The sequence below is a fragment of the Oleiphilus sp. HI0128 genome, from assembly GCF_001635365.1.
The window spans coordinates 1-13,579 of the sequence record NZ_LWGG01001174.1 but is presented as its reverse complement, the minus strand read 5'-3'; the positions used below and the strand labels follow the sequence as shown (position 1 = coordinate 13,579).

Genomic DNA, 13,579 nt, shown 5'->3' with positions numbered 1-13,579 from the left:
AACTATAAGTATGTTACTCGATTTCATGCAGCGTAATATGATTCCTTTCAAGAAAAAACAGAGTCGGCAGAGTCTTCGTCAAAAAGCAGGTCAGGTCAGCAAAGAGCTGGGTGATGATTTGCGCCAAAGAGCTGATTCACAGAATTTGGAGCTATCTTAATGTCATTTCTCGGCTCGCTTGCTTCGAAAGGTTTGCATGTTGCGTCACACGCGCTATCCAACAAGGGTGGCGCAAGATTCCGCAGCGCTTGTCGTTCAGTAGAAGAGTCGCAATTATCGATTCTTCAGGGAATACTAGAAAGCGTTTCAGGAACTGAATCCGCAGCCAAGTATCACCTTAGGGAAAATAGCAGCCTCTCCGAGTTCCAAACATTGCCAATTAGCGATTATGATGTTTGGCACGAGCAAATAGAGCGCCAGCAAGCCGGCCGAGAAAATGTTTTAAGCAACATCAAGTGCGAGCGTTATCAGCCCACGAGTGGTTCCACCTCTAAAATGAAGTGGATTCCCTACAATCAAGCCTTCCTCGATGAATTAGATCAGGCAATTAGTCCCTGGATGGCAGACTTATACCGACAATTTCCTGAGATAAAGCAAGGCAAACATTATTGGTCTTTGTCATGGGTCCCGAGCGATCTAAGGAATAAACTTACGAGCAGCATTAACGATGACTTGCAACTTCTCCCTTGGTGGAAGCGTTTGTTTATGTCAGGGACAATGGCTGTTCCTGAAGCCATTTCACTTGCGAATACTTCTGAGGAATCCTCAATTGCAACGGCATGCTATTTAGTTGCTTGCCGGGACTTGTCGTTTATCTCGGTATGGAGCCCAACCTTTGCGCTAAGCCTGTTACAGTTAATCAAAGATAAGCAGCCTCTTATCGTTGAAGTACTAAACTCCGGTCAGTGGCCTGAGACTCTTTCTGGCTTATCACATCTATCCGCACCCAAAAACCCTGACGCCGCTAAGTCGTTAGATGCTTGGGATGGTGAGTTAAGTGCTAAAATGACAAGTATGCTTTGGCCCAAACTTGGTCTCATCAGTGCTTGGGACACCTCATCATCTAAAATTTGGGCGAACAAACTACGCGACTTGTTTCCCCATTGTCGTTTTCAAGGAAAGGGCCTTTGGGCCACTGAAGGCGTCATTAGCTTCCCGTTTCAGGGGAAATACCCATTAGCACTGACTAGTCACTTTTATGAGTTTGAGGACCTGGACACCAATCAAATACATACTAGCTGGCAGCTAACGGAGGGCCAGAATGTACGTCCCATTCTAAGTAGCTCTAATGGTTTACTTCGCTACGCGATGAATGACCAGCTGAAGGTAACCGGCTTTTTAGATCAATGCCCTTGCTTTGAATTCATTGGACGCCTTAGTGGTGTTGATATGGTGGGTGAGAAACTGTCGCCAGAGCTGGCAGTTAATATTATTAATGAGTTTTCCATGCATGACGCTATTTTGCCAATAAGCTTACTCGCGCTCCCTTCTTATTCTGAAGCAAACTTACCTCGCTATGCTTTGTTATGCGAAAACCAGGCTACATATAACAGACTTAACACTTGCGAGCAGAAAAACCTACAGGTCGAACTTGATCGCGAACTAGAAGAATTTTTGCTCCAGAACTTTCACTATAAACTTGCTCGCGAACTTGGTCAGCTCGATCATGCGCACGTTTTGCTCATGGAAGATGCCATGCAGGTTTATACCTCGCATAAGATAGCGCGTGGCATGGTGGCTGGTAACGTTAAAATTGAACCTCTGGTACTTTGGCAAAACGAACTATTCTCTCCTCAATGCTCGAGCGCAAGCAATGAACAGCAAAACAGAGTCGAGGCCGTAAGCTAATGAGCCAGCGCTACGAAATTCGCCCCGCCGAAGATGGTGATTCAGCTGCACTACTACGCCTGATTGATCAAACGCCACAGGAAGGAGAAGTGCACCTGAATTTTGAGCGCGCACCTAACTTTTTTCATGCAACAAAGGTGACCACAACAGATCCGGATGTTTGGGTCATGATTGATCATAAAACAGAGACCTTGTTGGCCTCATTCAGTATTGGTAAGCGCGAAGTTTATGTCGACGGCGAAAAAAGATTAACCCGTTACGGCAATGATCTACGTATTCACCAGGATTATCGTGGCGGAAGGACACTGTTACGTTTATTCAAAAAGTATCGAGAACTGATGCAGGATGAGTGGATGCAGACTGTGATATTGGACGAGAATAAAGCCTCTATCAACTCAGTCGGAAGTGGCCGTCTAAGTTTGCCGACTTATCACCAGGCCGGACAATTTCGTACTTATATGGTAGATCTGTATAAGAAGCAGCATAAAGCCACAACACTTTTAGTGCGACGAGCTAGCAATGCCGATAAAGCTCAGATGCAGTCTTTTTTCGATAAGCATGCGCCATCAAAGCAATTTTACCCTGTCTATGACTTTTCAAAAATTGGCACCAAAGACAATTACTATCGCGGGGTCGATATCGAAAATTATTTCCTCGCTTATGATGACGATGAACTTATCGGTATGTGCGCCGTATGGAACCAAAAAGATTTTAAACAAACGCGCTTTGTATCCTACCAAGGCAAGATGAAAGCCCTCAGGCACATCAATAATATTAAGAGTAAATTCTTTGGCGGCCTCCAGCTACCAAGTCCTGGAAGTTTAGCGAGCTACCTTAGCCTTCACACGGTTCTTTGTGCCGACAACCGGATTGATATCTTTCAAGATTTGCTGAGCTGCATCCTTAAAACCTATCACGCAAGTGATTATGAGGCGCTTATCTTTGGTTTTGATACGCGCGACCCTTTACACGAAGTTGCAAAAAACTTGAAGGCATATCAGCTTTTAAGTAATCACTATCTCGCTAGTTATGGCGATGACCCGAGCAAAGAAATGAAGCAACAGGGCTTGTTTTATCTCGAACCAACACGTCTATAATTAGCAGTAAGTTATGATGCAGTATCTAAAAAAATATCGTTCCGTCTTCCTCGCGCTTATCGTCGCGCTTGGCCTGATTTCTTGGCTCTACGATAACGCACCCGAGCCTGAGCAAAGTACTCAACAGAACCTGGCGCCAAGAGTTCCTTACACAGAGGTAATCGAAAGCAGCCAAGCGATTCCAATCTATAGTCGCGGTAGAGTATCTGCCTCAGAAGTTCGTCAGATTACCAATCAGGTACCCGGCCTGGTCAAACGTGTCAGCAAAGAGCTTAGTATAGGCGCAAGGGTCAAGCAGGGCGACATTCTCATTGAACTTGAACAACAGCCTTTTGTACTCGATATCGCACAAAAACAAGCTGAACTTGACCGAACTAAACTTGAATTAGTCAGAGTTAAAGCAAAGGCGGCTGTCGCACAAAAAGGCCTAAAACGAAACGCAACTGACTATGCGCGTCATATACCACAGGTGCGCCATGCCAGCAGTCAAGTTTCGGCCGCGGAAGCCGCCTTAGCTTATGCAAAACAACAACTCAAGAAGACTGTAATCAGAGCACCAATAGATGGCAAAGTCATTAAACTGAGTATTACTGAAGGCGAGTACATACTGGCTACCTCAAATGTTGCAACAATCTATGGGACTGACGAAGTTGAAGTCCGACTCCCGTTAAATGACCAGCAAATTGAAATTCTCGGTCTAAATCATAAAGGCTACTTGGGCAAAACAAGTAAACCTATTGCTAGCTTGAACAGCTATCAAAACCCGACAAAACAATGGCAAGGACTTATCGACCGAATTGAAGGGGAGCGCGATAGAAATCAGCTTCTTTATGTTATTGCGCAAGTTTCAAGCAATAACGCTTCAAACAAATCTAGCAAGAGCTTACTACCAGGCTCCTTTGTTGAAGCAAGGATCGAAGGGCAAGTAATCAATAATTTAAAGCTAATTCCTCGTAGTGCTGAACCTGCCAACAACACTGTTTGGACGATTGATAACGATATGCGCTTACACAGAAAAAATATCGAACTAGTGTATCGTGGCAAAGAGCTATCCTTCGTAAAGGCGGGATTAAATGCAAACGAACGTATCGTTACCGGTTCATTTCATTTAATGGCAGAAGGTATGAAAGTTGAGCCTTACCTAGCCAATGATCTCGCGCTTATTGAGCACCCTGTAGCGAGTACAATTCAATGAAAGGTGCGATCGCATGGTTTGCACATAATCCGGTTGCCGCCAACTTGCTTATGTTTACCGTGTTTGCCTTGGGTTATATCAGCCTGCCCGATATTCGCAAAGAGCTGATCCCAAATGTGTCCCTTGAACGTATTGGGATAGATACGAGCCTGCCTGGTGCGTCAGTTGAAACCATAGAATCTAGCATCTGCAAGCCAATCGAAAACCAGATTTATGATATTGAGGGCACACTTGAGCTTAGCGCTATTGCGCATGAGGGTTTTTGCTCAATGACTCTTGACGTAGCAGACGGCTACCTCACGAAAGATATACTAGATACAGTTAAAAGCCGTCTCGAAAACTATGATGCCTTACCAGACGAGGCAGAAGAGCCAACCGTCAAGGAATTGATTGTACGTAATCGCGTTAGTAAATTAATTCTCAGTGGCACCGCGGACTACGCTAGCATGAGCAAGATGGCGCGAAGCATACGCAGTGAAATCCTCGAAAACGATAACATCAGCATCATCGACCTAGAAGACGTTAAAGACTCTGAAATACAAGTCTATATCCCGGCACATAACTTAGAGCAATATCAAGTTAGCTTCGAAGAGATCAGTCGTCTAATTAGGCAACAATCAAATCAGTTACCAGGTGGCGTATTAAAAACCCATGACGGTGACGTACTAATCACCAGTGATGCTAAAAAAAGTGATGCAGAGGGTTATCGAAATATCATTATTGCCTCGAATGCTGACGGTGCCGAGGTAAGACTAGGCGATATTGCGAGCATCATCGACAACCGAAATAGCCCGCAAAGTCAGGCATCCTTTGACCACCGTGCAGCGGTTTCTCTCGATGTCTATCGTGTTGGCAATCAGAGTATTGTTACCATTGCCGAGGCAATTAAAGGCTATATAAAGCAAAAGCAACTGCCTGACAACATGCACTTATACGTTTGGCAGGACGAAGCAAAAAACTTTAAAAGCCGCATTGATTTATTGCTGGAAAATGCATTCAGCGGCCTCTTGCTACTCTTTGCGCTCTTGGTTCTGTTTCTTAATTTACGTCTCTCATTTTGGGTCAGCCTGGGAATACCATTTTCGTTTTTTGGCAGTCTGTTATTAATGCCCTCACTGGATGTATCCATCAATATTGTGTCACTGTTTGCTTTCATACTAGTGCTGGGCATTGTGGTCGATGACGCAGTGATCGTTGGGGAGTCAATTCATAGCCAGAATCAGGCAGGAAAATATGGTAGTGAAGGCGCGCTTGCTGGTGTCTATGACGTATATAAACCGATACTTTTTGCAGTCACTACAACCATTGTAGCCTTTTTGCCTTTACTGTTCTTACCAGGCCCCGAGGGTCAGTTAATGCAGGCGATACCTATTATAGTTATTTGTATTCTAGTGTTTTCGCTCTTGGAATCGATCTTTATTCTACCTGCGCACTTATCCCGTAAGGCATCAACATCAAGCGACGAAAAGAAAGACAGTCTGTTAAGTAAAATACAAAAGCAATTCAGCCAACACCTCGATAAATTAAACCAAGGTTTATATCAACCTTTATTAGTGATGGCTCTAAAACATAAAGAACTGGTTATCGTTAGTTTTAGCTTAATGTTTATCATCTTTATGGTCTTACTATCGACTGGTTGGATGAGAGTGGCGTTGGGCGTCGCGATTGATGCAGAGGTTGTTAATGCCTCAGTTGCTTTTCCGGAGGGCGCTTCACGCAAAAAAACTGAAGCTGCAGTGAATAAAATGTTGAAGGCAGCGGAAGATTTGCGTATTGAGCTAAACGAGTCTTCTTCGCCCAGTATTAGTGAACCTGTAATCTTGCACGTTTATTCGGTTATCGGCCCAACGCTTAAGATATCGAATCAGGAAAACAAACAAAACCTTGATCATACCGCCCAAGTAACGCTAGAACTGTCTGACTCAAAAACGAGAGAGCGTAGCGGTCAGGAAGTCTTAAACCGTTGGCGCGAGTTGATTGGCCGTATTGATGGAGCAAGCAAGCTTAGTTTTAGTTCTAGCCTAAGCCCCTCAAAGCCTGATATCAATATTGAGCTTTCCGGTTATGATCGCTTACAGCTTGAAACTGCTGCGAAACAGTTAAAGGATAAACTGAGTCATTACAGCGGAACTTATGACTTGGCAGACTCCCTTAATGAAAAGAAAAAACAGGCGCAGATCACCTTAAAGGATAACGCTATTTCACTTGGACTAACGCTTGAGCAGGTTATCAGGCAAGTCAATAGGGCGTATCAGGGTGAAGTGGTGCAAACGATCCAAACGCAAGATGATGAAGTCGATGTCTGGCTAGGCTTGCCTGAAGAAGAACGAGCTTCGATGTGGTACCTGGAGCACCTGCCAATTTTGATAGCAGATGGCAGCTATATAGACTTGTCAATAATTGCTGATATTCACTTCCGACAGGCACCGAATAATATTCGCCGCTATGAGCGCAAGCGAGTGGTGACCGTGAGCGCATACGTCAATACAGAACATAACTCGGTTTACAATATTCAAAAGGACCTTAAAGAACACTACCTCGACACGCTAGTCGCGCAATATCCAGATATGAAGTGGGGAACCGCAGGTAAACAAAAAAGTATTGTGGCGTTTTTAGATATTCTGTTTAACGGTTATCTAATCGCTATCTTCGTAATGTATTTGATGATGGCGGTTTTATTCTCGTCTTACAGTCAGCCCTTATTGGTTTTGTTTGCAATCCCTTTTGGAATTCTAGGCTCACTTTTCGGTCATATGTTATTAAATCTGGAATTAACGCTTTGGTCATTCATAGGTATGGTGGCGGTCAGCGGTATTGTCGTCAATGACAACCTGGTCTTGATGGACTGTATTAATGAGCTGCGCAAGAAGGGCGTGAATATCTTTAGTGCAGTATGCGAAGCTGGCAAGAAACGCTTCAGGCCAATACTCTTAACGTCAATTACAACGTTTGCAGGCTTAACACCTTTGATCCTGGAAACCAGCATTCAGGCTAAGTTTTTAATACCCATGGCCGTATCGCTGGCCTTTGGGGTTATTTTTGCAACACTGATCAGCTTGCTTTTAGTGCCCGCAAGCTACCTATTACTGGATCAATATATCAAGAGCCTAAGCACCGCTAGCAAACAGGTAACGAATAATGCGCTCGACTCCGAGAGCGTTGAAGACGCCTATCAACGCGGTTTTGAGCAGGGCAGTCGAGCGAAGAAGAAATCACAGAGCCCATATAATGATGAGGTATTAACTTCAAGCTGGGAAGCAGGTTGGCTTGATGCGAAAAATACCCTTAACGTTCTCAAGACGGATCAGGCATCATGAGTATATTTCAACGTCACCCGAAAGATCATGTTGCCTTATGGTTTGAACAAAGGCGCAAGCTAGGCGTAAGTGATGACATATATTGGGGGCGATATACGCCTCACACCTCAGAGCAAGAAGAAGCGCTAAAAGTAGATATCTTCCAGCACGCCAATGGTGACGGCATGAGCATAATGAAGCACATGCTGAACGATCTCGGTTTCACCAGTGTGAAGATCCCTAAGTGTAGAGAAACCGGTGAACCTGACACTCAAGAATTGAAAGCGATCAAAGCAAAAGTTCAACCTTACCCTAAAAGGGTCAAATGGCGTTTTTGGAAAGCGGATAATCAAGTAAGCCAAAATTCGGTAGACACTCTATTTTTTGATCGTTATGAAACCGCAGCTATCGAACAACGAGCAAAATCTCTCGATATCCCTTTAACAACCTTTATACTATGGGCGCTAAACCGCTCGGCTGCCAAGCATTTACTTGCAGATTCAAAAAACTGCAATCAAAGCTATTCGTGGTTTTATCCCGTTAATTTAAGGGGGGCAGCTAATTTTGGAACCGACTCAGACTATGCAAATTTCTCCAGTGGATTTTATATCCCTCTCGAAGCGGATATTTCACCTACCCAGTTAAACGACAGAATTCGCGAGCGGCTAAAGTCACGCGAGCATTGGCTGCACTGGCAACAAGCCAAGATAGCTAAATATCTACCTGGCTTTATGATTAGATTTTTATATCGCTACCTCAGCAATAAATCCTTTTACGCTGGCAATTTCTCCGCAATGGGGAACTGGTTAGATGAAGATACCTCTGCCTTACCGAGCAAACAGGCAGAAGCGGTTTCAGCATTACAAAAAGAACGCTGGTTTTGCTGTGCACCAGGAACAAAGAACTATCCGATATCAAGCTGCGTCATGAAGTGGAATGGTCAGCTCGGTTTAACGCTTAAGCTTCATTCTTCGATCGTAAAGGATGACAAGGTTTCGCTTGAAACGCTTTGTGATTGGGGTAATGAGCTTTTTGAAGATAATCTCTTCGACATCAATAGCGCTGTAGGTCGCAATCAAATTGTTTCTTATAAATACACCGACCATTGCCAAGGTATTTAACATTATAATATCCGTATTACCAATGCGGTTTGTAAGACGAAGTCATTAGATTCACTAGTTCACAAAATCTTGAAGCTGGCTAAATTTACGTCAGCTTATTTTACACATCGATCAATCAATACTAGAAAACATCAATAAAAACAAAAAGATAAACTTCTGGCGCATCTATTGCTTTCCTATAGTTATTATTCATTAAATTAGGCTGTATTATGAAAAATTTAACAAAGTTGTTCGGTTCAATCTGTTTAACTACTGCTGTATCTATGAGTGCTCAAGCTAATCTTATAGAAAATGGCAGCTTCGAAGATATTGGTAACGAAGCAGCACTTGGCGGGTATGGAAGCGCAGCTACGTGGCAGATTTATTCTAGCATTCCAAATTGGGACGCCAGCCAGAATGTTGAAATATGGTCTAACAATTTTATCGTACCTGCCGATGATGGAATTAGAGTATTAGAACTTAATGCGCACCCTGGAGACGCTAATGGTCAGTTCTCTATCTTCCAAGACTTCGCGACGACAGCAGGTCAGGCCTACGAGTTAAGTTTTGCTGGTCGCCGCCGCCAAGCTAACTCTGATGAAGCTTTCTCAGTCAGTGTTGGTGACCTTTCAGATTCTGTTTATAACCAATCATGGGGTAACTGGAATCAGTATACTTATCAATTCACAGCTACTAGCTCGCTTTCTACCTTAACATTCACATCCTTAGATGGCGGAAGAGATACAACAGGTAATATTTTTGACGACGTTAAAGTTACTGCAGTTTCAGAACCTGGCACCATTGCTTTGTTTGCATTAGGTTTGGCAGGACTAGTTGCCACACGTAAAAAAATGAAATAACAATACCTTTGTAGTTTCTAAAAAGCCGCACTTAAATGCGGCTTTTTTTTAATTCCGTTCTTTATTTCTTTGAAAATATCCAAGTCGCTTCTAAGCTTAGTTTAAACACTAACTTAACTGACGACTATGACAAAACCCATCGCATTTCTAATCCACTTTCTTATTAGTCTCGCTATCGTATCGATAGTTTACTTTTTTATCAGATTCCAAATTTATCCTGACTTCTACTTCAAAATACAGGGTATATCAGAAATCATTCTAATCCTGTTTGCTGTAGACGTGATACTAGGGCCACTACTTACTTTTGTCGTATATAAAAAAGGTAAGAAGAGTCTAAAGTTTGACCTGTCAGTGATTGCATTATTCCAAATAGCAGCGCTTGTATATGGGTTTCAGACCATCTACAAGGAAAGGCCTTTATCAGCATTACTTGTCAATAACTCATTTGAGATCCAAACCGCATCGAATTACGATATGACAGCTGTTGACCCTAATATTATCGATACTAGCTTGGCTTCAGCACCAAAGTTCCACGTTTTAACCGGTACAACCGAAGTTAGAATAGCGATCACTGTTCATGCATTTACCGGTGAAGGGGATACAGATTATCTACAGAACATGGATTATTATCATGAGCTAGGCGAGCAAAAAGAACGCATCAAGCAAGCAGCTCTTGAAGAAGTCTACCTTAAGAAGATTTATAAGGATCAAGAGTTTGATACAGGCAAATACTTCTATATCCGCATAATTGGGAAATCAGGCTTTGGTTTGGCAAAGCTCGACAAGAATACCTATGAAGTCCTTGAAATTTTTGCTTTGACAGATTTCGACATGAACACTTTGTGAACTGCAAATAATGCATTAAGGCGATAATCTAAGCTTTTATCACCTTAATGCGCAGCCCTAAGACTTTGCGCTGATGTGTTCAGCATCATCCTTGGAAAACGGATTAGTAATAGTCGAGCTAGAACCTTGAAGTACCGCCTCGGGGTGCCTTATTTCCATAATGCACTTTATGCGTTGTTCATCCTTCGTGTTAACATCCACTAAGATCAAGTGCTGACCTTCAATAATTTGTTCGTGAAACTTCTGGATCTTGTAGTGTTCAGTATTGAGCCCACCAACACCGCCAAACCACGCACCAAAGAACATGCTAAAGATCGCGATCACTAGCCATGCATTGAAGCTAAACTCCTCGATATAAGTAAAGGGGACTAAAAAAACAGCCCAATCATCCCACCGGACAATAAGCCTCGCTCTACAAAGCGCACGAAGTCGGTACGCTGAAGTGCACTCGCAGAGTGGAGATGATGACTATATAGACCCTCTTCATTAGTACTAATAATATGAAAGTTCCAGTCAGTAATACCATGCTCATGCAAATCTTTCGAAACTTGGTCGACACTGTCAATTGAAGGGCTAAGGTAATATAAACGTTTCATAGGACACCTCCGACTACAAATTAATGCTCTAATTTAAAAACGGAAAACCATATAACGATCTATCTTTATCATTAACTTAATTATAGCGCTAAAGATGCTGCTTTTTTGATCAGATATAGACCGTCTTATTCTATATAGATTTTTATTATCACTATTAAGTTTATGCAAGGTTAGTGCTTGTCCGCATATATGCCCTAGAATAGTTTTACTATTGAGACTTATCTATTCTTTGAGCGGAAACAAGCTGCTATCGCAGCATTCTTACAAAGTACATTATTTGGAATAATTAATATGACAGCAGGGGTGATTTTAACGGGTGGTGGTGCACGAGGCGCTTACCAGGCCGGTGTTCTTAAGGCAATTGCAGAACAGTTTCCTGGCTTTGACTATCCCTTTCCTGTCATTTGCGGCAGTTCCGCAGGAGCTTTAAACGCCGTGGGGCTAGGAGGAGGGGGTAAGATCTTCAGGCATAGTGTCGACAGTCTCGAAGATCTTTGGTTAAACCTTAGCTCTGATAAGGTATACAAATCCGACTATTGGAATCTTGCAAAAAACCTAGGCCAGTTTGTTAGAGGTTTCGTCAGCGGAGATGGCATTGATGTGCCAGGCTCCATGTTCAATAACGCCCCCTTAAGAGAGCTATTAAAAAAAGAAGCTGATTTCGGACAACTCACAACCAACATCAAGAAGCACGACATACAGGCAGTTAGTGTGACAAGTTGTGGTTATCGAAGCGGCCAAAGTGTTAGTTTTTTCCAAGGTGAAGACCACCTTACTGGTTGGCAATCAGGGAATAGGGTGGGCGTTAAAACAAAACTAACGCTTGATCACCTCATGGCTTCTTCTGCTATCCCGACCATATTTCCACCAGTCAAGATACATAGAGAGTACTTTGGCGATGGTGTTGCTCGTAATATGGCACCGCTTAGCCCTGCAGTTCACCTTGGTGCGAATCGAATTTTGGTTATTGGTGTTAGCGCGAACCTCACCAATCGTCATATTCGCAAGGAAAGTAAAAAAGAGCCAAAGCGACCCTCTATCTTAGAGCATGTTATAAACGGAATGTTTATTGATGTTGTAGAAAAGGACGTTGAAAAGGTCGCTGTCATCAACAGCCTTTTAAAAAGAGTTGAGGACCCAGAAGCAGTCGCCAACGATTTGGGATTAAGGTTTATTGATACCTTGGTGATAAACCCAAGCGAACCAATTGATGAAATTGCAATTAAACATGTTTCCAAACTACCCGGACCTATTAAACAGTTTTTTGGTCTAAACAAGGAACCAATTGAAGGCGGCGTGAGCCTGGCTAGCTATCTTTTGTTTGAAGGGGAGTTTATGCGAGAGCTCATAGCTCTCGGATACAAGGACGCTCAAGCTAAGTCCAAGGAGCTTGAAAGTTTCTTTAACGCAGATATGAAAAACAGCTAACCAAATTTAACAACTCCTCTCTGAAAATGGTAAGCAATTGTATTTACAAGAAAATATTAATATTGCCAAAATTTAAATCTATTTTTGTGACTAGCAGTCAATTTTGATGTCTCTTTTCGAACATGTCTTTGTTATAATTCGCACCATAATAACGATAAGAAAAGAACGTTCTTACACATCAAACAATTAATGAGGATTAAGGAAACATTATGACATTTCGTCGAATTATACTTGCGCTAGTAATGCTGTCGACTGCTGCCACAGCTTCTGCACTTGAAAAGAAAAAGTTCTGTATGTACGACCCGGTTGGAAAAAACGGTCCTGCAATGACATTCTTCGCTGACTTGAAAGCAAAAGCTATTCCTTGGGGTCTAGATATCCATTTGGAAGCTTTTACCGATGAAAAAGTTGCCTCTAATGATTTTAAAGCCGGTATGTGTGATGGTGTATTTCTTACCTCTATATTGAGTAGCCCATACGTTCCATTTGGTGGTACCTTGGATGCAATTGGTGGCATCAACAACGAGAAGCAGCTTGGTATCGTTCTAAAGGCCTTGACTAACCCGAAAGTTGGCAAGCTACTTACGAATGGTAATTACGAGATGGTTGGTACTTTGCCTGTTGGTTCTGTTTACCTATTCGTAAGAGACAGAAATATTGACTCAGTTGAAGAATTTAGCGGCAAAAAGATCTCGGTTCTTAACGAAGATCCACAAAGTTTGAAGCTTGCTAACCTAGTTGGTGCGTCTCCGGTCGGCACTTCTTTGACCACTTTCTCGGGCCAGTTCAATAACGGTAATATCGACATTCTACCAATGGTCGCGCTTGGTTATAACGTATTTGAGTTATATCACGGTCTCGGCGAGAACGGCGGTATTATCGACGAAAAACTCCTTTACGGCATGATGCAGCTTGTTACTCACAAGGACCGCTTTGCAGACGACTTTGGTCAAAAGATGCGTGAGTACATTCTTTCTCGTATTCCTGACATTAATAAAATGGTTAAGGATGCTGAAGCGGAAATCCCAGCGAAGTATTGGATCAAAACAGATGCTAAAACTAAGGAAGAAATTACTAAGTTTAAGCGTGAAATCCGTATGGCTCTAAAAGCAGAGGGTAACCACCACCCTAAAGCTTTAAAAATGCTTTGGAAAATCCGTTGTTCTGAAAATCCAACTGCTGCCGAGTGTGGTACACCAGAGTAATTTGCTAACTTAGCTTTTACTTTCTAAAGCCCGGCCGTTGCCGGGCTTTTTATTGTCTGCGATTAATCCATTGGTAGGAATGTGTATTACACTATTCATGACTAGCGG

The 13,579-nt window shown here is 42.7% G+C and carries 11 protein-coding genes; 9 read left to right on the top strand and 2 right to left on the bottom strand.

The features are described from left to right. Nucleotides 1–159 precede the first annotated feature (159 nt). The 7 genes from A3763_RS19855 (at nucleotide 160) to A3763_RS19825 (ending at nucleotide 10,242) form a co-directional block, all read left to right on the top strand. Nucleotides 160–1,848 (top strand): GH3 auxin-responsive promoter family protein, encoded by a 1,689-nt coding sequence (locus A3763_RS19855; RefSeq protein ID WP_068510706.1) that lies wholly within the window; start codon nucleotides 160–162, stop codon nucleotides 1,846–1,848. Beyond that, nucleotides 1,848–2,945: a hypothetical protein gene (locus A3763_RS19850; protein WP_068510708.1), complete on the top strand. Its 1,098-nt coding sequence runs from the start codon at nucleotides 1,848–1,850 to the stop codon at nucleotides 2,943–2,945. Before A3763_RS19855 ends, A3763_RS19850 begins: the two co-directional genes overlap by 1 nt. A gap of 13 nt (nucleotides 2,946–2,958) precedes the next feature. Continuing rightward, the gene (locus A3763_RS19845; protein WP_068553539.1) at nucleotides 2,959–4,140 is read left to right on the top strand and encodes an efflux RND transporter periplasmic adaptor subunit; all 1,182 of its coding nucleotides are present in this window, start codon (nucleotides 2,959–2,961) and stop codon (nucleotides 4,138–4,140) included. Then, on the top strand, nucleotides 4,137–7,457 hold the full coding sequence (locus A3763_RS19840; protein WP_068510713.1) for an efflux RND transporter permease subunit: 3,321 nt from the start codon (nucleotides 4,137–4,139) through the stop codon (nucleotides 7,455–7,457). The genes A3763_RS19845 and A3763_RS19840 overlap by 4 nt, the downstream gene beginning before the upstream one ends. Beyond that, nucleotides 7,454–8,557, top strand: coding sequence for a hypothetical protein (locus tag A3763_RS19835; RefSeq protein ID WP_068510715.1), 1,104 nt, complete (start codon nucleotides 7,454–7,456; stop codon nucleotides 8,555–8,557). Before A3763_RS19840 ends, A3763_RS19835 begins: the two co-directional genes overlap by 4 nt. Before the next feature lie 209 nt (nucleotides 8,558–8,766). After that, nucleotides 8,767–9,396 (top strand): DUF642 domain-containing protein, encoded by a 630-nt coding sequence (locus A3763_RS19830; RefSeq protein WP_068510716.1) that lies wholly within the window; start codon nucleotides 8,767–8,769, stop codon nucleotides 9,394–9,396. A gap of 126 nt (nucleotides 9,397–9,522) precedes the next feature. Then, nucleotides 9,523–10,242 carry a hypothetical protein gene (locus A3763_RS19825; RefSeq protein ID WP_068510718.1) on the top strand — a complete coding sequence of 240 codons (720 nt, stop codon included), beginning with the start codon at nucleotides 9,523–9,525 and terminating at the stop codon, nucleotides 10,240–10,242. A 57-nt stretch (nucleotides 10,243–10,299) separates the two neighbouring features. Here A3763_RS19825 and A3763_RS27135 read toward each other — a convergent pair whose 3' ends face one another. Both A3763_RS27135 and A3763_RS27130 read right to left on the bottom strand, forming a co-directional pair. Further along, nucleotides 10,300–10,566, bottom strand: coding sequence for a hypothetical protein (locus tag A3763_RS27135; RefSeq protein WP_068633325.1), 267 nt, complete (start codon nucleotides 10,564–10,566; stop codon nucleotides 10,300–10,302). Between the two features lie 44 nt (nucleotides 10,567–10,610). Continuing rightward, on the bottom strand, nucleotides 10,611–10,838 hold the full coding sequence (locus A3763_RS27130; RefSeq protein ID WP_082865277.1) for a hypothetical protein: 228 nt from the start codon (nucleotides 10,836–10,838) through the stop codon (nucleotides 10,611–10,613). Nucleotides 10,839–11,129: 291 nt separating this feature from the next. Between A3763_RS27130 and A3763_RS19815 the strand changes: the two genes are divergently transcribed. Together A3763_RS19815 and A3763_RS19810 are read left to right on the top strand one after the other, a co-directional pair. Beyond that, the gene (locus tag A3763_RS19815; RefSeq protein WP_068510720.1) at nucleotides 11,130–12,266 is read left to right on the top strand and encodes a patatin-like phospholipase family protein; all 1,137 of its coding nucleotides are present in this window, start codon (nucleotides 11,130–11,132) and stop codon (nucleotides 12,264–12,266) included. A gap of 209 nt (nucleotides 12,267–12,475) precedes the next feature. Beyond that, nucleotides 12,476–13,471 (top strand): putative solute-binding protein, encoded by a 996-nt coding sequence (locus A3763_RS19810; protein ID WP_068510722.1) that lies wholly within the window; start codon nucleotides 12,476–12,478, stop codon nucleotides 13,469–13,471. Nucleotides 13,472–13,579: the final 108 nt, after the last annotated feature.